The organism is Paramagnetospirillum caucaseum, from assembly GCF_000342045.1.
GTDB classification, from domain to species: Bacteria; Pseudomonadota; Alphaproteobacteria; order Rhodospirillales; family Magnetospirillaceae; genus Phaeospirillum; species Phaeospirillum caucaseum.
Genome location: NZ_AONQ01000019.1, coordinates 52,255 through 72,607, shown reverse-complemented (window position 1 = coordinate 72,607; position 20,353 = coordinate 52,255). Strand labels below are relative to the sequence as shown.

Here is a 20,353-nt window from a genome sequence, read left to right as displayed (position 1 = left end):
CCGGAAAGGCGCGAGCCGATGGCCCCCACCCCGCCCCTCCCCCGCCTTTGGCGGGGGAGGGGGAGTGACGGTTCAGGTATCGAGGAACGAACGCAGCTTGCGCGACCGCGACGGGTGCTTGAGCTTCCTCAGCGCCTTGGCCTCGATCTGGCGGATACGCTCGCGGGTCACGCTGAACTGCTGACCGACCTCTTCCAGGGTATGGTCGGTGTTCATGCCGATGCCGAAGCGCATGCGCAGCACGCGTTCCTCGCGCGGCGTCAGGCTGGCCAGGACGCGGGTGGTGGTTTCGCGCAAATTAGCCTGGATGGCGGCGTCGAGCGGCAGGACGGCGTTCTTGTCCTCGATGAAGTCGCCCAGGTGGCTGTCTTCCTCGTCGCCGATGGGGGTTTCGAGGGAGATGGGCTCCTTGGCGATCTTGAGGACCTTGCGCACCTTCTCCAGCGGCATGGACAGCTTTTCCGCCAGTTCCTCCGGCGTGGGTTCGCGGCCGATCTCGTGCAGCATCTGGCGCGAGGTGCGGACCAGCTTGTTGATGGTCTCGATCATGTGCACCGGGATGCGGATGGTGCGGGCCTGATCGGCGATGGACCGCGTGATGGCCTGGCGGATCCACCAGGTGGCGTAGGTGGAGAACTTGTAACCGCGCCGGTACTCGAACTTGTCGACCGCCTTCATCAGGCCGATATTGCCCTCCTGGATCAGGTCGAGGAACTGCAGGCCGCGGTTGGTGTACTTCTTGGCGATGGAGATCACCAGACGCAGGTTGGCCTCGATCATCTCCTTCTTGGCCCGGCTGGCCTCGCGCTCGCCGCGCTGCACCGTCTGGACGATGCGGCGGTATTCGCTGATGGGCAGGCCGGCCTCGCCCGAGATGTCGGCGATGGTGGCGCGGATGTCGATGGCTTCCTTGCCGTGACGGGCGCCGAAATCCTTCCACTGCTTGGAACGCTGGCTGACCTGCTCGAGCCAGTTGGGGTCCAGCTCCGAGCCGTAATAGGCGTCGAGGAAGTCCTGGCGCTTCACCCGGCAGCTTTCGGCCAGGCGCAGCAGGCGGCCTTCCTGGGCCATCAGGCGGCGGTTGAGGCCGTTCAACTGCTCGACCAACTGCTCGATGCGGGCGTTGTTGAGGTGGATGCCGTCCATCAGACGGACCAGCTCGGCCTTCAGTTTGTCGTACTTCTTCTCCATGGCCGCAGTGACGGTCTCGCCCTTGTTGAGGGCGGCCAGACGCTGGTCCTGGACCTTTTCGAGCTTGTGGTGGGTGGCGGCGATGACCTCGAAGGTCTCGAGCACGATGGGCAGCAGCTCGGTTTCCATGGCGGCCAGCGAGATGGAGTTCTCCTCGCCTTCCTCGGCCTCGCCCTCGACTTCGCCCTCGACGCTCTCGGCGCCGTCTTCCTTCTCGCCGTCCCCGGCTTCGCCCTCGGCCTTGGCGGCAACCTCGCCCTCGGCCTTGCCGGCCTCGGGGGAGGCTTCGGGGACGGGGACGGCCTCGACGACGCCCTCGGCCTCCACCTGGGCCAGTTCGTCAGCCTCGGGGTCGGCGCCATAGGTGGCGTCCAGGTCGATGATGTCGCGCAGCAGCATCTTGCCCTCGACCAGGGCATCATGCCACTCGACCACGGCGCGCAGGGTCAGGGGGCTTTCGCAAATGCCGCCGATCATCATCTCGCGACCGGCCTCGATGCGCTTGGCGATGGCGATTTCGCCCTCGCGGCTCAACAGCTCCACCGAGCCCATCTCGCGCAGGTACATGCGGACCGGGTCGTCGGTACGGCCCAGGTCCTCCTCGTCCACGTTGCCGGCGCCGGAATAGCCTTCGGTCTCGGTGGCCTCTTCCTCGGCGGCCTCGGGGCGTTGTCCTCGCCTTCCTCGCTCTCGACCACGTTGATGCCCAGCTCGGACAGCATGGCCATGGTGTCCTCGATCTGCTCGGACGACACCTCCTCGGGCGGCATGGCGGCGTTCAACTCGTCATAGGTGACGTAGCCGCGCTCCTTGCCCTTGGCCACCATCTTCTTGACGGCGACGCCCAGGGTGTCGAGCAGCGGGCCGTCCATCGCCTCGTCCTGGTTCTCGGAAACTTCGGCCGTATTCGTCGATTTGGTCGCCATGAAAAACGCTGCTCCTCAAGGGTCTTGACCCCGAGACGAACCGGATCAGTCCGGTTCCGCCCCACTCTCCATATTTTTCTCAGCCGTCCCCGGACACTTCGTCGTCCAGGGTGGTGGCCGCCTGCTGCTGCTTCTTCACCGCCTCGAAACGGCTCCACGACGCGGCCGTGGGGCCTTGGGCGAGTTCGGCGTTGGCTTCGCTCACGTCAGCCAGCAGGTCCTTCCTGGTGTAAAGATTGTAGACGTGTTCCCAGTGGGTCCGGGCATCCTCGGCGGAAAGGTCGCTGCGCACCGCGCGCACCCGCCTTTCGTTCGCATCGAGCAGGAAGTCCAGAACCTCGGAATATCCGTCCGTCCTCAGATGGGCTGCAAGACCGTCCGCGTCAAGGTCGCGGGCTGCCCCGAGGTGCTTTAGAATCCCGCGTCGAAGATTGTCAAGGGTCTTGTCCGCGAAAGTGGTCTCCCCCAGCCTCTCGCCGATGGAATCCATCAGGCGGGGATGGTCGAGAACCAGGGCCAGCATCATCCATTCCTGGGCACCGGAATTGGGGCGCGGCGGCCGGGGGCGCCCGGCGCCGGGCAGCAATCCGTCGGGGCCTTTCAGCGGTGCCTGGGGCGGCTGGCCGAAGCGGCCGAAGCCCCTGCCCCCCGGCCGGCCGCCGCCGGCATTGTTCCAGGGGCGCGGCGGCGGGCGGAACGAATCCTTGGCCTTCTGGCGGAAGGTGGCGAGGTACTGCCAGCGCACCGCCTCGTCGGCGATGGTGTGGGCCTTGTCGGACAGCTCCTTCTCGAGCAAAGCGCGGCGTTCGGGCGTGTCCAGCGGACGGTCAAGGGTGGCGATGCGCCACGCCACCTCGACCAGGGGCTGGGCGGCGTCCAGCACGGCGGCCATGGCGGCCGGCCCCTTGGCCTTGATCAGCGAATCCGGGTCCTCGGGCGAAGGCAGGGTGGCGAAGCGCAAGGATTGGCCGGGCTTCAGGATGGGAAAGGCCCGCTCCAGCGCCCGGGCCATGGCCCGCTGCCCGGCCTTGTCGCCGTCCAGGCAGAGGATGGGTTCGGGGGCGAGACGCCACAGCTCCTCGATCTGCTGCTCGGTGACCGCCGTGCCCAGCGGCGCCACCGCATAGGCGAAGCCCGCCTGATGCAGGGCGATGACGTCCATGTAGCCCTCGACCACCACCACCCGGTTCAGTTCGCGGGCCTGCTCGCGGGCGTGGGCCAGGCCGTAGAGGGTCTGGCCCTTGTGAAACAGCGGGGTATCGGGCGAGTTGAGGTATTTGGGCTGGCCGTCGCCCAGGGTCCGGGCGCCGAAGCCGATCACCCTTCCGCGCCGGTCGGTGATGGGGAACATCACCCGGCCGCGGAAATAGTCGAACGAGCCGCCGCCATTGTCGGGCTTCTTCAGCAGCCCGGCCTCGATCAGCAGGCTTTCCGGGCATTCCTTGCTCATCAGCGAGGATTTCAGCGCCTCGCGGGAATCGGGGGCGAACCCTAAGCGGAAGCGGGCGATGGTGTCGTCGGAAAGCCCCCGGTTCTTGAGATAGGCGAAGCCGTCGCGCCCCGCGGGCCCGCGCAAATGCTTCTCGAAGAAGGCGGCGGCGCTCTCCAGGGCGTCGTGCAGCGAGGCGCGGCGCTGCTCGCGCACCCGCTCCTCGGGCGTGGCCTTGGGCACCTCCAGGCCGGCCTCGGCGGCCAGCTTCTCCACCGCCTCGGTGAAGCCGAGATGCCCGGCCCGCATCTCGAAGCCGATGGCGTCGCCGTGGGCACCGCAGCCGAAGCAGTGGAAGAAGCCCTTGTCCTCGTTGACGGTGAAGGATGGGGTCTTCTCGTTGTGGAACGGGCACAGACCCTGGTGCTCGCGGCCCTTGCGGACCAGCTTGACCCGGCGCGCCACCACCGAGGTCACCGGCACGCGGGCACGCAGTTCGTCGAGGAATTGGGGAGGGAAGGCCATGGAGGCTTGAGGTCCCGGATCTAAAGGCGGCGGCTCGTCCCAACCATATGGGGCCGGGCCGGAAGGAGGATCAGCCCCCCAGTTCCTTCTTTACCACCGCGCCGGCCTTGGCGAAGTCCATGGTGCCGGCATGGCTCCCCTTCAGCGCCGCCATGACCTTGCCCATGTCCTTGATGCCGCCGGCCCCGGTGGCGGCGATGGCGGCCTTGACGGCGGCGGCGGTCTCCGCCTCGTCCATCTGCCGGGGCAGGAACCGTTCGATGACGGTGATCTCGTCGGCTTCCTGCTTGGCCAGTTCCGGGCGGTTGCCCTGCTCGTACATGGCGATGCTCTCGCGGCGCTGCTTGATCATGGACTGCAGCATCTGGCGGATCTCGTCGTCGCTGACGCCGTCGGCGACGCCCTTGGGCCGGGCCGCGATGTCGCGGTCCTTCAGCGCCGCCAGGATCAGGCGGACGGTAGAAACCGTGCGGGCATCCTTGCCCAGCATCGCGGCCTTGAGCGCGTCGTTCAACTGCGGGCGCAGCATGGTCACCCCCGTTTGGGAAAGCGCACAGGCTACTCCAATTCCCTACGGAAAGGAAGCCTATCCATGGCGGGACAGGGCATTGAAAAAGAAGGATTTTTCTGACGGCGTCGCGGAGCTTGACTCTGTGACGGCCCGTCATTATAAGGCGCGGAATTTACCTGATGCCGACTGGGCCACGATACGGCCCCGCAGCCCCGAAGGTCTTGCCCGTTCGCGAGATGCTCCGGCGGCCGTTTGCGGCCCAAAGCTGGCGAAGGGGAGCCCGTCTCCCTTATTATAAGACCTGCGGCCGGAGCCCTTCCGACCCGCGAACGCGACAAAGGACCACCATGCCGAACCAACACGGGACCGCACCGAAGCCCAGCAGCCAGGTGCCGACCTTTGATGCGCCGCGCCCCCCGGGCGCCACCGGGGCGCTGGTCCTGGCCGACGGCACCGTGCTGTGGGGCAAGGGCGTCGGCGCCGCCGGCTCCAACGTGGGCGAGGTGGTGTTCACCACCGGCATGACCGGCTATCAGGAAACCCTGACCGACCCGTCCTTCGCCGGGCAGGTCATCACCTTCACCTTCCCGCACGTGGGCAATGTCGGCACCAACGCCGAGGATCTGGAGACCACCAATCCGGCAGCGCGCGGCGTGATCCTGCGCGCCGACATCACCGAGCCGGCCAACTGGCGCTCGGCCAAGCACCTGGATTCGTGGCTGAAGGCCAACAACATCGTGGGTCTGTGCGGCATCGACACAAGGGCGCTGACGCGGCGCATCCGGGAGAAGGGCGCCCCCAACGGCGTGATCGTCAACGCCCCCGACGGCAATTTCGATCTGCCCGCCTTGTGGGGCAAGGCCAGCGACTGGCCCGGCCTGGAAGGCATGGATCTGGCGCGTGACGTCACCTGCGCCCAGACCTATTCCTGGGACGAGACCGAGTGGTCCTTGCGCGGCGGCTACGGCAAGCAGGACAAGCCCCGCTTCCACGTGGTGGCCATCGATTTCGGCGCCAAGCGCAACATCCTGCGCTGCCTGGCCGAGACCGGCTGCAAGGTGACGGTGCTGCCGGCCGACGCCACCGCCGAGCAGGTGCTGGCGCTGGCCCCCGATGGCGTCTTCCTGTCCAACGGCCCCGGCGACCCGGCGGCCACCGGCACGTATGCCGTGCCGATGATCCAGGGCGTGATCGCCTCGGGCAAGCCGCTGTTCGGCATCTGCCTCGGCCACCAGATGCTGTCCCTGGCGCTGGGCGCCAAGACCTTCAAGATGGACACCGGCCACCGCGGCGCCAACCACCCGGTCAAGGACCTGGAAACCGGCAAGGTGGAGATCACCAGCCAGAACCACGGCTTCGTGGTCGACGAAAAGTCCCTGCCGGCCGGAATCAAGGTCACCCACCGCTCGCTGTTCGACGGCTCGGTGGAAGGCATCGCCGTCGAGGGCAAGCCGGTGTTCTCCGTCCAGTACCACCCCGAGGCCAGCCCCGGTCCGCAGGACGCCCATTATCTGTTCGAGCGCTTCGTGGGCTTGATGGAGAAGCGGGGCTAACAGCCCCGTTTTTCTCAAGGTCCCGCACCGAGATTTATTCAGAAAAGAAACGCCGCCATGCCCAAACGTACAGACATCAAGTCCATCCTCATCATCGGCGCCGGTCCGATCGTCATCGGACAGGCCTGCGAGTTCGACTATTCCGGCGTGCAGGCGTGCAAGGCGCTGAAGGACGAGGGCTACCGGGTCATCCTGGTCAACTCCAATCCGGCGACCATCATGACCGACCCCGGTCTGGCCGACGCCACTTATATCGAGCCGATCACGCCGGAGATCGTCGCCAAGATCATCGAGAAGGAGCGTCCCGACGCCCTGCTGCCCACCATGGGCGGCCAGACGGCGCTCAACACCGCCATGAAGCTGGCGGACATGGGCATCCTCGAGAAGTTCGGCGTCGAGATGATCGCCGCCAAGCGCGACGTCATCGCCAAGGCCGAGGACCGGCTGCTGTTCCGCGACGCCATGGACAAGATCGGCCTGGAAAGCCCGAAGTCGCGCATGGTGAAGACCCTGCAGGAAGCGCGCGACGCGCTCGACTTCGTCGGCCTGCCGGCCATCATCCGCCCCAGCTTCACCCTGGCCGGCACCGGCGGCGGCATCGCCTACAACGTGGCGGAATACGAGCACATCGTCTCGGGCGGCCTGGCGGCAAGCCCCGTGCACGAGGTCCTGGTCGAGGAATCGGTGCTCGGCTGGAAGGAATACGAGATGGAGGTTGTCCGCGACAAGAAGGACAACTGCATCATCATCTGCTCCATCGAGAACGTCGACCCCATGGGCGTGCATACCGGTGATTCCATCACCGTCGCCCCGGCGCTCACGCTGACCGACAAGGAATACCAGATCATGCGCAACGCCTCGCTGGCGGTGCTGCGCGAGATCGGGGTGGATACCGGCGGCTCCAACGTGCAGTTCGCGGTCAACCCCAAGGACGGCCGCATGACCGTCATCGAGATGAATCCGCGCGTGTCGCGCTCGTCGGCCCTGGCGTCGAAGGCCACCGGCTTCCCCATCGCCAAGGTGGCGGCCAAGCTGGCGGTGGGCTACACCCTGGACGAGCTGACCAACGACATCACCGGCTGTACCCCGGCGTCGTTCGAGCCGACCATCGATTACGTGGTCACCAAGATTCCGCGCTTCACCTTCGAGAAGTTCCCCGGCGCCGATCCCAACCTCACCACCTCCATGAAGTCGGTGGGCGAGGCCATGGCCATCGGCCGCACCTTCCAGGAATCCCTCCAGAAGGGCCTGCGGTCCATGGAAACCGGCCTGACCGGCCTGGACGAGGTGGAGATCCCCGGCGCCGGCGCCGGCGACATGAAGGACGCGGTGAAGTCCGCTCTGGCCCAGCCGCGCCATGACCGCCTGCTGGTCATCGCCCAGGCCTTCCGCTTCGGCCTGTCCATCGACGAGGTTCACGCCGCCTGCTTCTACGACAAGTGGTTCCTGGCCCAGATCAAGGGCATCGTCGATGCCGAGGCCGAGATCAAGGCCAAGGGCCTGCCCATCGACGCCCCCGGCCTGCTGCGCCTGAAGAAGATGGGCTTCTCGGACCAGCGCCTGTCCAAGCTGTCGGGCAAGTCCCTGGTGGAGACGACGTTCCGCCGCGAGGTGCTGAACGTCAAGCCGGTCTACAAGCGCATCGACACCTGCGCCGCCGAGTTCCCGTCGTCCACCGCCTACATGTATTCGTGCTACGAGGGCGACGGCGTCAACCCGGCCGAGTGCGAGGCCCAGCCCTCCGACCGTACCAAGGTGATCATCCTGGGCGGCGGTCCCAACCGCATCGGCCAGGGCATCGAGTTCGACTATTGCTGCGTCCATGCCGCCTACGCCCTCGACGAGGCCGGCAAGGAGACCATCATGGTCAACTGCAACCCCGAGACGGTATCCACCGACTACGACACCTCGGACCGCCTGTATTTCGAGCCGCTGACCGCCGAGACGGTGATCGATCTGGTGCGTAAGGAGCAGTCCAACGGCAAGGTGCTGGGCTGCATCGTCCAGTTCGGCGGCCAGACGCCGCTGAAACTGGCCCACGCCCTGGAAAAGGCCGGCATTCCGATCCTGGGCACCAGCCCGGATTCCATCGATCTGGCCGAGGACCGCGAGCGCTTCCAGAAGCTGCTGCACGATTTGGGCCTCAAGCAGCCCGCCAACGGCACCGCGCGGTCCCTGGACGAGGCCATCAAGGTGGCCGAGAAGATCGGCTATCCCGTGGTGATCCGTCCCAGCTTCGTGCTGGGCGGCCGCGCCATGCAGATCGTCTACGACCACGAGGCGCTGGAGCGCTACATGGTCGAGGCGGTCAAGGTCTCGGGCGACGATCCGGTGCTGATCGACTACTACCTGAAGGACGCCATCGAGGTGGATGTGGACGCCCTGTGCGACGGCAATCAGGTCTATGTGGCCGGCATCATGCAGCACATCGAGGAGGCGGGCATCCATTCGGGCGATTCCGCCTGCTCGCTGCCGCCCTACTCCCTGGACAAGGCCACCATCGCCGAACTGGAGCGCCAGACGGCGGCCCTGGCCAAGGCCCTGAACGTGGTCGGCCTGATGAACTGCCAGTACGCCATCAAGGACGGCGACATCTACATCCTGGAGGTCAATCCGCGCGCTTCCCGCACGGTGCCCTTCGTGGCCAAGGCCACCGGCGTGCCCATCGCCAAGATCGCCGCCCGCGTCATGGCCGGCGAGACCCTGGCCTCCTTCGGCCTCACCACCCGTCCCGAGCTCAAGCACGTGGCGGTGAAGGAGGCGGTGTTCCCCTTCGCCCGCTTCCCCGGCGTCGACATCCTGCTCGGGCCGGAAATGAAGTCCACCGGCGAGGTGATGGGCATCGATTCCGACTTCGCCCGGGCCTTCGCCAAGAGCCAGCTGGGGGCCGGCACCCACCTGCCCACCGAGGGCGGCGCCTTCATCTCGGTCAGGGACGGCGACAAGCCGGCCATGGTCGAGATCGCCCGGCGCCTGCTGGAGATGGGCTTCAAGGTGATGGCCACCGACGGCACCGCCTTCTACCTCAAGGACCGGGGCGTCACCGGCGTCACCATCGTCAACAAGGTGCTGGAAGGCCGCCCCCATTGCGTCGACGCCATGATGAACGGCCAGGTGCATCTGGTGGTCAACACCACCGAGGGCAGCCAGGCGGTGAAGGACAGCTTCTCCATCCGCCGCACCGCTCTCACCAACAACATTCCCCACTACACCACGGTGGCCGGCGCCCGCGCGGCGGTGGAGGCGATCGAGGCCATGCGTTGCGGCACGCTTGATGTGGCGCCGCTGCAATCGTACTTTAAGGGGTCGTTCTAGGGGCGTAGGGGCGTTTGATGGAAAAGATACCGATGACTCCGGCTGGCCTTGCCCAGTTGGAGGAAGAGCTTAGGACACTCAAATATGTCGAGCGCCAGGCGGTCATCCGAGCCATCGCCGAGGCGCGCGAGCATGGCGACCTGTCCGAGAACGCCGAATACCACGCGGCGCGCGAACGCCAGAGCTTCATCGAGGGCCGGGTCTCCGAGCTGGAGGACATCATCTCCCGCGCCCAGGTGATCGACATCGCCACCCTGTCGGGCGATCAGGTGCGTTTCGGCGCCACCGTCACCCTGGCCGACGAGGATTCCGATGACGAGGTGGTCTACACCATCGTCGGCGCCCACGAGGCCGACATCAAGTCGGGCCGCATGTCGGTGCACTCGCCCCTGGCGCGCGCCCTGATCGGCAAGCATCTGGGCGACACGGTCGAGGTCACCGCGCCCGGCGGTTCCAAGTCGTACGAGATCGTCGACGTCCGGTTCGGGTGAGGCCATGACGCCCCAATCGGCCATCTGCGCGGAGGGCGGCGATTTCGCCCTGTTCCTCACCCTGGTGCTGGCCGATGGCGACGTAAGCCCGGTGCGGCGCGTCCTGGCCGCGCTGCCCGACCTGACCGCCGCCCTGGCCGCCCAGCTGGATGAGCCGGCCCTGGCCAGTTCGGTAGCCATCGGAGCGGCCTGCTGGACCCGGCTGACCAGCCGGGAATGTCCGGACGGCCTGGCGCCCTTCGCCCCCCTGGCCGAAGGCGGCCGCAAGGCGCCGGCCACCCCGGCCGATCTGTTCCTCCATATCCATTCGCCCCGCGCCGATGCCAACCTGATGCTGGCCCGCCGGGTGATGGGGGCGCTGGGCCCCCACGTGCGGGTGGTGGAGGAGGTGATGGGCTTCCGCCATCTGGGCAAGCGCGACCTGACCGGCTTCGTCGACGGCACCGAAAATCCGGAAGGTGACGAGCGGGCCGGAGTGGCGCTGGTCAAGGACGGCCCCTTCGCCGGCGGCAGCTTCGTCTCGCTGCAGCGCTACGTCCACGATCTGCCCCGTTGGGAGGCCCTGTCGCTGTCCGACCAGGAGGCGGCGGTGGGCCGCACCAAGGAGGCCGACGAGGAGATGGAGGTCAAGCCGCCGTCCGCCCACATCGCCCGCGTGGTGATCGAGGAGGACGGCGAGGAACTGGAAGTCCTGCGCCATTCCATGCCCTACGGCACCACCTCCGAGCACGGCCTTTATTTCGTCGCCTATTGCGCCAGCCCGGCACCGTTCCGCAAGATGCTCGAGCGCATGGTGCTGTCCTCGGGCGGCGGACACCACGACCGGCTGCTGGACTTCACCCGGCCGGTGACGGGAGCCGCCTTCTTCGCCCCCTCGGCGGAGTTGCTGGAATCCCTGTCCTGAGGAGTTTCACAACCATGATATCGCGTCTCGGCGCCCTGCTGCTGGCGGTGGCTTCCCTGTGGGCCGCGCCCACCGCCGCCGCCGGGTTCGAGTCGGTGTCGGGCCTGCATGCCGGCGGCAGCCAGCTGTGGTGGTGGAACCTGGAGGTCAAGGCCTATGTCCCCGACGCCGCCCGCGGGCGGCCGGGGCCGATGGTTCTGTTGCTGCACGGCTGCAAGCAGGAGGGCATCCCCTTCGCCGTGGACAGCGGCTGGCGCGACCTGGCGGAAAAGCGGGGCTTCGCCCTGCTGGTCGCCGAGTTCAAGGATTCCATCTCCGGCGCACCCGGCAACAACTGTCTGTGGTGGTTCGATGCCGAGGAGCGGCAGCCCACCGGGCGCAATATCACCGGCCGCCTGCATCAGGCCGTGATGAAAGCGCGCGAGAGCTACGGCATGGCCGGCGGCGACAATTTCGTGGTCGGTCTGTCGGCCGGCGGCGCCATGGCCCAGGTGTTGCTGGCCGCCCTGCCCGACGATTTCGCCGCCGGGGCCTCCATGGCCGGCGTGCCGGTGGGCTGCGCCCGCATCGGCGGGGTGACCGGCGGATCGTATTTCGCCACGCCCGAGGTCCGGCGCGCCTTCGGCTGCATGGAAGGCCCGGCGGAGGTCAGGCCCCAGGACTGGGCGGCGGAGATTTCCCGCCAGCATCCGCCGCGCGCCAAATGGCCGCGCCTGTCCGTCTGGCACGGCGATGCCGACAAGAGCGTGGCCTGCGTCAACGCGGTGGAGACGGCGGCTCAGTGGGCCGGCCTGCACGGTGCCGCCCTGCCGGCCTTCACCACCTGCGAGCAGACCCACCGCAACCCGCCGCCTTTCGATCCCGTCTGGACCGCCACGCGGGGCGGGGCGGAAACGGTGGTGGAATTGCGGCTGTTGCCGGGTCTGAGCCATGCTGTCCCCGTGGCGCCCGGCGCCGGCTGTGGCCGCGAGAGCGAGTATGTGGTCAATGCGGGCGTGTGCGCCGCCGCCGAGATCGCCGGCTTCTTCGGCCTGTGACCCACATGACGCAAGTCAAGCCCAGCGGGGTCGGCCTGGGTTAGGTTGGCAGCCGAGATTGCCCGGGGAGAGGTCATGAAGCGCACGGTTCCGCTCGTCCTGCTGCTGTTGTCGTCCACCTCGGCCCTGGCGGCCGGGGCGGGGATGGAGACGCGCAACTACGTCGCCCGCCGCCTGGCCGCCGAAAGCCATGTGCAGGTTCAGGTGTCGGGGGTCGAGGTCCTGGGCTCCGCCTGCCGGGTCGGCGGCACGGTGCGCAAGGTCTTCGCCGGCAAGGCCGTGGCGGATCAGCCCCTGTCGTTCCAACTGCCCTGCGGCCCCGATGCCTTCTGGCCGGCCGACACGCTGAAATCCGCCAAGGTGGTCGAGGTCTTCCTCAAGCCCGGCCTGGATGGGGTCGACGCCGCCGATGACGGCCAGGGGCTGCGCGTCCTCGACGCGGTGACCGAGCGGCCGCAATGGGTGGACGATCCCGCCCTGGTGCGCGAGATGACCGAGTCCATCGCCCGCTACCGCATCGATGCCGAGGTCAAGCGCCGCGACCCGGCCGCCGCCCTGTCCCTGGCGCGGGTGGTCGATCCGGTGCTGCGTGCCCGGCTGCTGGCCCACACCGCCGGTCTGATGGCCGCGCGCAAGCAGCCCGAGGCCGGGGCGACGGCCGACGAGGCCATCGCGGCGGTCAAGGCGCTGGCCGAGGCCGGGGCACGGCTGGAGAGCGGGTTGGTGGCGCTGGAATCCCTGGCCATGGGTCAGGCGAAGAAGGGGGCACTGGCCCTGGCCGCCCTGCTGGAGCCCGAGGTGGACGCCCTGACCGAGCCGTCGCGGCGCGACGCGGCGTCCCTGGTGCTCTACGGTGCCCGCATCCGCTCCGACGATCCCGCCGCCGCCTTCGTCTCGCTGTCCAAGGTGACCGATCCGGCCACACGGCGCGACCGGCTGTCCAACATGCCGTTCGCGCAAAAGGATTTCAGCCCGGTCCATCCCGACTCGCTGGGCTGGATGGACCGCCTGCTGGCCGGAGCCGAGGCGTTGCCGGCCAGCGGATTCCGCACCGAGGCCCTGACCGAATTGTGCCGCACCGCCCAGCGCTCGGCCATGGAGATGACCAAGCTGCCGGAATTGCTGGGCAAGGCCGCCGCCATGGCGGAAGTGTCGGCCCGGCGCCGCCATGCCCCCTCGGCCCAGTTGCTGGCGCTGATCCGCGAGGTGGAGGGTGGAGCTCCGGCCCGGGCCGAGGCGGCCCGCTGGCACGCCGTTTCCGCCACCGGCTTCGACGGCGGGTCCAAGGCCAGGACCGAGGCCCTGAAGGCGCTGGGCACCTTCACGCCCGCCGAGCGCGCCGCCGCCGCCCGTCTGCTGCTTCCCTCGGCCAAGGGCGACGCCTCGCCCGCCCGGCTGGTGGAACTGGCGGCGAAATGATGTCCAATGCCTGAAGCTGAAGCTGCCTAAAAACGCTGGGACAGGCTGAACCCGCCATACTCGTCCATCTGGTTCTGCCCCTTGAACTCCGGGGTGCGGAACAGGTGGACATAGCTTAGCCGGGTGTTCCCCCAGGTGACGGCCGCGCCGAACTGGAAATCGGCGATCAGCGGCTCCTTGTCGACCCTGCGGCTGTCGCGGAAGGTGTTGCCGTCGAGGAAGATGTTGCGGGCCACCGCCCGCCCGTCGATGCCGCCGAACAGGTACCAGCCCAGTCCCGGGTTGGGGATGAAGAAGCCCGCTCCGGGCAGGCTCGGCTGGATTCCGGGCGGGCCGTAATCGAGAAGAAGACCATCGCCGAAGCGCAGCATCACACCGCCGTTGGCGTAGGTGAACACGTTGCCGCCGGCTCCACCCAGATGGGGCGTGACGTCGAACGACAGGCCGGCGACGGGCTCCGAGATCAGGCTGCGCCAGCTGCGCTGATAGGTCAGGATGAGGCCCGGCTCGTTATGCAACTGGGTGTCCCAGCCGCGCGGGTCGGGGGAATCCACCTGCCGGTGGATGAATTTCTGCGTCGGCTCGGCCATGGAGGCGGGGCCGACCACCCCGAGGGTCAGGCTCAGCTGGTCAAGCCGCGCCCCGGTCTCGGCGATCAGCCCGACCGAACCGTAAAGCCATCCCGCATAGGGCCGGTCGCCGTCCGGCGGATTCTCCAGCCGGATGTCGCCCGGCGAGTACATGCTTTGGCCCAGCGCGTACTCCACCCGCACCGTGCCGCCCTCCGGGAACAGGGGGAACCGGCGCGCCGGATCGAGCACCCATTGGGGCGTGTCGCCCGGCCCCGACAGCCAGGCCCCCCGCACGCCGTTGGTGTAGTGCCGGTCGGTGCCGTAGAACAGGTCGTTCTCGAACACGATGCTGAGCGTGCCGTTTTCCGGCTCGCCCGCCCAGGAGACGGTCGGCAACGCGGCTATGGCCGCCACGGCGGCGTTCCGCAGGAGCCTGATCATGCCTCCGATCGGTTTGCGGTTCGACGCGTCGCTCATTCGCCCCCCCTCTTCCTTGGGCATTCTGCCCATTCCTCCGCGGAAAGATAGGGGGTTGGGGGCGCGTTTCCGGCATGGAAGAACTGCGCCCCCGCCTGAAATCCTAGTGGCGGCCCAGCTTGGCCAGGAAGCCGTCGATGGCGCCCTGGAACTCGGCGGTGATGCGGGCCAGTTCCTGGGTGGCCTGGGCGATGTCCTCGGCACCGCCCGCCGCCGAATCCACCGTCGACATCACGTCCTTGAGGCGGCCTGCCACGTCGGCGGTTCCCTCGGCGGCCTGGCGGACCCGGTTGGCGATATCGCCGGTGGCGGCGTCCTGGCGGGTCATCACCTCGGAGACCCTTTGCGAAATATCGCTCATCTGGGCGATGATCTTGCCGATCGAGCCGATCTCGCTCACCACGTCGCCGGCCGAGCTCTGGATCGAGCCGACCACTTGGCCGATCTCCTCGGTGGCCCGCGCCGTCTGGCTGGCCAGATGCTTGACCTCGTTGGCGACGACGGCGAAGCCCTTGCCGGCCTCGCCCGCCCGGGCCGCCTCGATGGTGGCGTTCAAGGCCAGCAGGTTGGTCTGGGCGGCGATATCGGTGATCAGGGTGACGATCTCTCCAATCCGCCGGGTCGATTCGTCGAGGCCGGCGATGGTGCCCGACGCCCGTTCGGCGGCGGTCAGCGCCTTGCCGGCGATGGCGCTCGCCTCGTCGACCCGACCGCGCACCTCGGCGATGGACTGGGACAGGTCCCGCGCCGCGCCGGCCACCACGTCGACGCTGGCCGCCACCGCGTCCGAGGCCCGCACCGCCTCGTTGCAGCGGCCCCGCGACGTCCCCACGTCGGCCAGGACCACCTTGGACTTGGCGCGGGCGACCTTGACGTTGGCGGCGACGCTGGGGACCAGATCATGCAGCGAATCCTGGAAATCGCCGCGGACGCCGTCGATGGCCTGGCGGCGGGCCATGGCGGCGCGGCGCTGCTGGGTCTCGCTTTCCTGGTGGCTGCGCCACACCTCCCAGATGTTGAGCTTGACCAGTTCGACGGCGGCGGCCATGCGGCCCAGCTGGTCCCCGCGACGGACGCCCGGCACCTTGGTGTCGAGCTTGTTCTCGGCCAGCCGGGTGAGGGCCTCGGTCATGGCGGCGATCACGCCCACCGCCCGGCCGCCCAGGGTCAGGGCCAGCACCGACGCCAGGAGCGCCGCCCCCGCCTGAACCCACAAGGCCGGTCCCGCCGCCCCCGCCGCCGCCGAGCCGGCCAGACCCGCCACCACCGCCACCGCCGGCAGGGCCAGGGCCACCGCCAGCGAATGGGGACTGAACAGCGGCAGGGAGCGGAACCGCTCCCCCAGGAAATCCTTGTAGGCCATGTCCTCCTTCATGACGTGCTCGACCAGCCAGGCCTCGATGGAATCGGCGAACGAGGCGGTCACGCCGTCGCGCCGGCCGGCGCGCCAGTCGTTCAGCACCGCCGTCGCCTCGTTGGCGAAGCGGTCGTGATTGGCCTTGTGGCCGGAGAATTCGGGATAGCCGTTGCCTTCCAGCAAGGCTTCCTCGCGGCGGAAATGGTAGGCGGCGAAGTCGATCATGCGCTCGAGCAGGAACTCGATGTCGTCGGGGTGGGCCTGACGCACCGCCATGCCGCGCAATTCGTCGATCATGGTGAAAAGTTTCCGGTGATCCTCGTCAATGGCGACGATACCCACCGAGAATTGAGAGCCCCATTGTACCGCCATGATGCATGCCTCTGGCCAGCCAGTGCGCGTCGCCGGGCCGGCCCTCGCATCTGGCGTGATGATAAGAAATCAAGACGGTATCTTCCGGCAAAGCCAGACGACATCGACTTGACGCCAGTCAATGGGGCACTAAAGGCAAAAACAGTTTAAGTTCAGTATTTATGGGGATCATTGTTGACGTAGATCAAGATGATCATGGTTTTTATTTCCCCCCTGCATAGGCACACGGCCGTTCGGCCAATCCTACTTATCGGAAGAAAAGCGGGCGCCGGGAAAGATCCGGACGATCCAGTCGCGAAGGGGAGAGACGCGGGTGAACCACGAGGAATCGCCATAGCTGGCGTTGCCCGATCCGTTGGAATTCACCCCCACGACCACCCAGCCGTTCCCCTGGGGCATCCAGGCCGAGCCGCCACTGTCGCCCGACCCCAGCAAGCCGACGAGGGGCGTGGCCGGTTTATTGGAGCCGCCATAGGGATTGGCAAGACCGCCGTCCTCGCGCGGCAGCCAGACGCTCAGATAATTGCCGGAATCGCCGTCGCGGGGCGGGGGCGACGCCAGTTCGGCCACCTCGTCCACCACGCCCTGCGCGGCGGCCTTGTCGGAACCGCGATAAAAGCGGTCCTCCTCGCCGATGGAACCGATGCCACGGCTGCCGAATCCCACGAAGGTGATCAGCCGGCCCGCCTCGCCCGTTCCGCCGTAAAGCACCGGCGGCGGCCCGGCCTCGGCCAGGGGCTCGACAAGACGGAGAATGGCCAGGTCGAAGCCCGTCCGGCTGTCGAAATCGCCGTTCCACTTCGGGTGCGTCCAGACCCGGTCGGCGGCCAGAATCTTCCCGCCGGGGGTGCGGACCACATAGGCGTCGGCCGTGGCCGGCAGCTCAAAAATATGGGCCGAGGTTAGCACATAGGCATGGCCGGCATCGTTGCCGATCCAGGTGCCCGAGGCATCGCCCCAGGTCCGGCCATCCTCGGACAGGGCGAGCACCGCCCGGAACTGCGGCTCCGCCGCCAGCCGGAGATTGGCGCCGAACCCCGCCCATTCCCGTCCCTTGCCGCCGCCCTCGTCCCGCCAGAGGCTGTCCTGGATCACCACGGCCGACGCCGGGACATGCGCCGCGGCCACGGCCGCCGCCAGGATAGCGGCCCCCACCCATTTCCCCGGCTTCCGATACAGTCCCGGCATTCACTGGCTCCGGCGCGTGATGAAGTCGATGATCCGCTGGCCGGCGCCGTGCTCCCACACATCGTTATGGCCGGCCTCGGGCAGGAACAGCCCCTCCTTGACGCTGCCGGCGGCGTTCAGTACCGCATGCCCCATGCTGACCGGCACCAGGCTGTCCTTGTCGCCATGCACCACCAGAAGCGGCATCCGCAGGCTGGAGGCCTTGTACAGGTTGTCGTAGCGGTCGCGGGTCAGCAATTGGGCCAGCGGCGGCAACACATAGGCGGGCGCCAGATCGGCCAGCGAGGTGAACGGACATTCCAGCACCAGCATCATCAGTTGGCGGCGGATGGCCATTTCCATGGCAACGCCCGAGCCCAGCGACTCGCCGTAGAGCACTAGGCGGCGGGCCGGCACGCCCTGGCCGGTCAGCCAGCCGACCGCCGCCTCGGCGTCGGCGTAGAGCCCCTGCTCGCTCGGACTTCCAGCGTTGCCGCCATAGCCCCGATAACCGGCCAGCAGCACCCCGAATCCGGCATCGAGAAAGGCGCGGGCCTTGTGGGCGCGGTCAGCCAGGGTGCCGGAATTGCCGTGAAAGAAGACGATGGTCGGCCGGCCGGAGCTTTTCGGCGGCGCATACCAGCTGGTGACCATCCAGCCGTCGGCGGTCTTGATCGACACCGGCACCATCTCGGGCAGGCCCGCCTGGTCAGGGCGGGTACGGGTGGCATCGGGATGGTAGATCAGGCCGCGCTGCATCAGGGCGACGAAGCCGACCAGCAGCAGGTACGCCCCGCCCAGTCCCAGCGCCGTCTTCACCATGATCATCAGCACGCCGCCGCCCCTCCCAAAAGGGTGGGGCCCGCGAACGGCTCCGCGGGCCCCGGTCTCCCCACTTGAGCGTGGAGTATTAGCCGCGATTCATGCGGCTGTCGATCAGGTCGTCCACCACGCTCGGGTCGGCGAGCGTCGAGGTGTCGCCCAGCGAGCCGAAGTCGTTCTCGGCGATCTTGCGCAGGATGCGGCGCATGATCTTGCCCGAACGGGTCTTGGGCAGGCCCGGCGACCACTGGATCAGGTCGGGGCTGGCGATGGGGCCGATTTCCTTGCGGACCCAGTTGACCAGTTCCTTGCGCAGATCCTCGCTCGGCTCCTCGCCCGACACCAGGGTGACGTAGGCGTAGATGCCCTGGCCCTTGATATCGTGCGGATAGCCGACCACGGCGGCCTCGGCCACCTTGGGATGGGCGACCAGGGCGGATTCCACCTCGGCGGTGCCCATGCGGTGACCGGACACGTTGATCACGTCGTCGACGCGGCCGGTGATCCAGTAATAGCCGTCCTCGTCGCGACGGGCGCCGTCACCGGTGAAGTACATGCCCTTGTAGGTGGCGAAGTACGTCTGGATGAAACGCTCGTGATCGCCGTAGACAGTGCGCATCTGGCCGGGCCAGCCGGGCTCGTCCAGGCAGAGGTTGCCCTCGGCCTTGCCTTCCAGGACCTTGCCCTCGGCATCGACCATCACCGGCTTGACGCCGAAGAACGGACGGGTGGCCGAACCGGGCTTCAGCGGCGTGGCGCCCGGCAGCGGGGTGATCAGGATGCCGCCGGTCTCGGTCTGCCACCAGGTGTCGACGATGGGGCAACGGTTGTCGCCCACCACGCGGTGGTACCAGGTCCAGGCCTCAGGATTGATGGGCTCGCCCACCGACCCCAGCAGACGCAGCGACTTGCGGCTGGTCTTCTTCACCGGCTCCTCGCCTTCGCGCATCAGCGAGCGGATGGCGGTCGGCGCGGTGTAGAAGATGTTGACCTTGTGCTTGTCCACTACGTCCCAGAACCGCGACACAGTCGGGTAGTTGGGGATGCCCTCGAACATCAGGGTGATGGCGCCGTTGGCCAGCGGGCCGTAGACGATGTAGGAGTGGCCGGTGACCCAGCCCACGTCGGCGGTGCACCAGTAGATCTCGCCCTCGTGGTAGTCGAAGACGTACTGGTGGGTCATGGAGGCGTACACCAGGTAGCCGCCCGTGGTGTGCAGCACGCCCTTCGGCTTGCCGGTCGAACCCGAGGTGTAGAGGATGAACAGCGGGTCTTCGGCGTTCATCTCCACCGGGGTGTGAGTGGGCGCCGCCTTGGCGACGATGTCGTGGTACCAGTGGTCACGGCCGCTGACCATATGGATGTTGCCGCCGGTGCGCTTGACGACGATGACGCTCTTGCACGACCAGCAGGTCTCCAACGCCTTGTCCACATTGGCCTTCAGCGGAACCTTGCGGCCGCCGCGCAGACCTTCGTCGGCGGTGATCACCAGATTGGAATCGCAATCCTGGATACGGCCGGCCAGGGCGTCGGGGGAGAAGCCGCCGAACACGATGGAATGGACGGCGCCGATACGGGCGCACGCCAGCATGGCCACCGCCGCCTCGGGGATCATGGGCAGGTAGATGGTGACGCGGTCACCCTTCTTGATGCCCATGTCGGTCATGGCGTTGGACAGGCGGCAGACGCGCTCGTGCAGGTCGCCGTAGGTGATGTGGGCGGACTCGTTGGGGTCGTCGCCTTCCCAGATGATGGCGGTCTGGTCCTTGCGGGTGGCCAAGTGGCGGTCCAGGCAATTGGCCGCCACGTTCAGCGTGCCGTCCTCGAACCACTTGATGCTGACGTCGCCGGAATAGCTGACATTCTTCACCTTGGTGAAGGGCTTGATCCAGTCGATGCGCTTGCCGTGTTCGGCCCAGAACCCGTCGGGGTCCTTCACCGAGCGCTCATACCATTCATTGTACTTCTTGTCGTCGATGAGAGCGTTCTTCGCAGTCTCAGCGGGAACAGGATAGACCTCGGACATCTTGGGGGTGTCTCCCTTTTCTGATTGACCCGCGTCCATCCGTAGGCTGGCGCGGGATGTTTCCCCGGTAGGCAGGCGACGATTATGTTCGACTCGCCAGGACGACACAAGCCCGCTCAAAGGGGTAGGTGTCATGCCGCCATCAAATGGCCGCCAGGGTCCATTCGGATATGTCCGGAAGAGCAAATGGCGGGGTGGGTGGGCGCGCACGCCGGTGACGGCTTTTCCCGACAGAGCCCCCTTTGCGGCGCTCCCTCTG

Annotated in this window: 15 protein-coding genes; 6 read left to right on the top strand and 9 right to left on the bottom strand. The window is 67.6% G+C overall.

Annotated elements, in window-relative coordinates; genetic code table 11:
• Positions 1–72 precede the first annotated feature (72 nt).
• The 4 genes from rpoD to H261_RS08985 form a co-directional block, all read right to left on the bottom strand.
• Positions 73–1,800 (bottom strand): RNA polymerase sigma factor RpoD, encoded by a 1,728-nt coding sequence (gene rpoD, locus H261_RS08995; RefSeq protein WP_407636088.1) that lies wholly within the window; start codon positions 1,798–1,800, stop codon positions 73–75.
• Complete coding sequence (locus H261_RS26705; protein WP_407636087.1) at positions 1,722–2,117, bottom strand: RNA polymerase sigma factor region1.1 domain-containing protein; 396 nt, start codon at positions 2,115–2,117, stop codon at positions 1,722–1,724. The genes rpoD and H261_RS26705 overlap by 79 nt, the downstream gene beginning before the upstream one ends.
• A gap of 79 nt (positions 2,118–2,196) precedes the next feature.
• Positions 2,197–4,071, bottom strand: coding sequence for a DNA primase (dnaG, locus tag H261_RS08990; protein ID WP_008616660.1), 1,875 nt, complete (start codon positions 4,069–4,071; stop codon positions 2,197–2,199).
• Positions 4,072–4,141: 70 nt separating this feature from the next.
• Positions 4,142–4,600, bottom strand: a complete 459-nt coding sequence (locus tag H261_RS08985; protein ID WP_008616659.1) for a GatB/YqeY domain-containing protein — start codon at positions 4,598–4,600, stop codon at positions 4,142–4,144.
• A 329-nt stretch (positions 4,601–4,929) separates the two neighbouring features.
• On the opposite strand from H261_RS08985, the gene carA reads away from it, so the two are divergent.
• From carA to H261_RS08955, 6 genes are all read left to right on the top strand, one after another.
• On the top strand, positions 4,930–6,135 hold the full coding sequence (gene carA / locus H261_RS08980; RefSeq protein WP_052004205.1) for a glutamine-hydrolyzing carbamoyl-phosphate synthase small subunit: 1,206 nt from the start codon (positions 4,930–4,932) through the stop codon (positions 6,133–6,135).
• Positions 6,136–6,192: 57 nt separating this feature from the next.
• Positions 6,193–9,450 (top strand): carbamoyl-phosphate synthase large subunit, encoded by a 3,258-nt coding sequence (carB, locus tag H261_RS08975; protein WP_008616657.1) that lies wholly within the window; start codon positions 6,193–6,195, stop codon positions 9,448–9,450.
• Between the two features lie 17 nt (positions 9,451–9,467).
• A complete protein-coding gene (greA, locus tag H261_RS08970; protein ID WP_008616655.1) occupies positions 9,468–9,941 on the top strand; it encodes a transcription elongation factor GreA in 474 nt (157 codons plus the stop codon).
• 4 nt (positions 9,942–9,945) lie between these two features.
• Positions 9,946–10,845: a Dyp-type peroxidase gene (locus H261_RS08965; protein ID WP_008616653.1), complete on the top strand. Its 900-nt coding sequence runs from the start codon at positions 9,946–9,948 to the stop codon at positions 10,843–10,845.
• A gap of 14 nt (positions 10,846–10,859) precedes the next feature.
• The gene (locus H261_RS08960; protein ID WP_008616651.1) at positions 10,860–11,882 is read left to right on the top strand and encodes an extracellular catalytic domain type 1 short-chain-length polyhydroxyalkanoate depolymerase; all 1,023 of its coding nucleotides are present in this window, start codon (positions 10,860–10,862) and stop codon (positions 11,880–11,882) included.
• Between the two features lie 75 nt (positions 11,883–11,957).
• Positions 11,958–13,301, top strand: coding sequence for a hypothetical protein (locus H261_RS08955; RefSeq protein WP_008616650.1), 1,344 nt, complete (start codon positions 11,958–11,960; stop codon positions 13,299–13,301).
• A 26-nt stretch (positions 13,302–13,327) separates the two neighbouring features.
• Here H261_RS08955 and H261_RS08950 read toward each other — a convergent pair whose 3' ends face one another.
• The 5 genes from H261_RS08950 to acs all read right to left on the bottom strand — a co-directional run bounded on the left by H261_RS08950 (position 13,328) and on the right by acs (position 20,094).
• Positions 13,328–14,350, bottom strand: coding sequence for a lipid A deacylase LpxR family protein (locus H261_RS08950; RefSeq protein ID WP_008616649.1), 1,023 nt, complete (start codon positions 14,348–14,350; stop codon positions 13,328–13,330).
• Between the two features lie 103 nt (positions 14,351–14,453).
• On the bottom strand, positions 14,454–16,079 hold the full coding sequence (locus H261_RS23295; protein WP_081608886.1) for a bacteriohemerythrin: 1,626 nt from the start codon (positions 16,077–16,079) through the stop codon (positions 14,454–14,456).
• A gap of 243 nt (positions 16,080–16,322) precedes the next feature.
• Positions 16,323–17,267 carry a trypsin-like peptidase domain-containing protein gene (locus H261_RS08940; protein WP_008616646.1) on the bottom strand — a complete coding sequence of 315 codons (945 nt, stop codon included), beginning with the start codon at positions 17,265–17,267 and terminating at the stop codon, positions 16,323–16,325.
• Positions 17,268–18,074: an alpha/beta hydrolase gene (locus H261_RS08935; protein WP_235062902.1), complete on the bottom strand. Its 807-nt coding sequence runs from the start codon at positions 18,072–18,074 to the stop codon at positions 17,268–17,270. It lies immediately after the preceding gene.
• An 82-nt stretch (positions 18,075–18,156) separates the two neighbouring features.
• Positions 18,157–20,094, bottom strand: coding sequence for an acetate--CoA ligase (gene acs, locus H261_RS08930; RefSeq protein WP_008616643.1), 1,938 nt, complete (start codon positions 20,092–20,094; stop codon positions 18,157–18,159).
• Between the last annotated feature and the right edge of the window lie 259 nt (positions 20,095–20,353).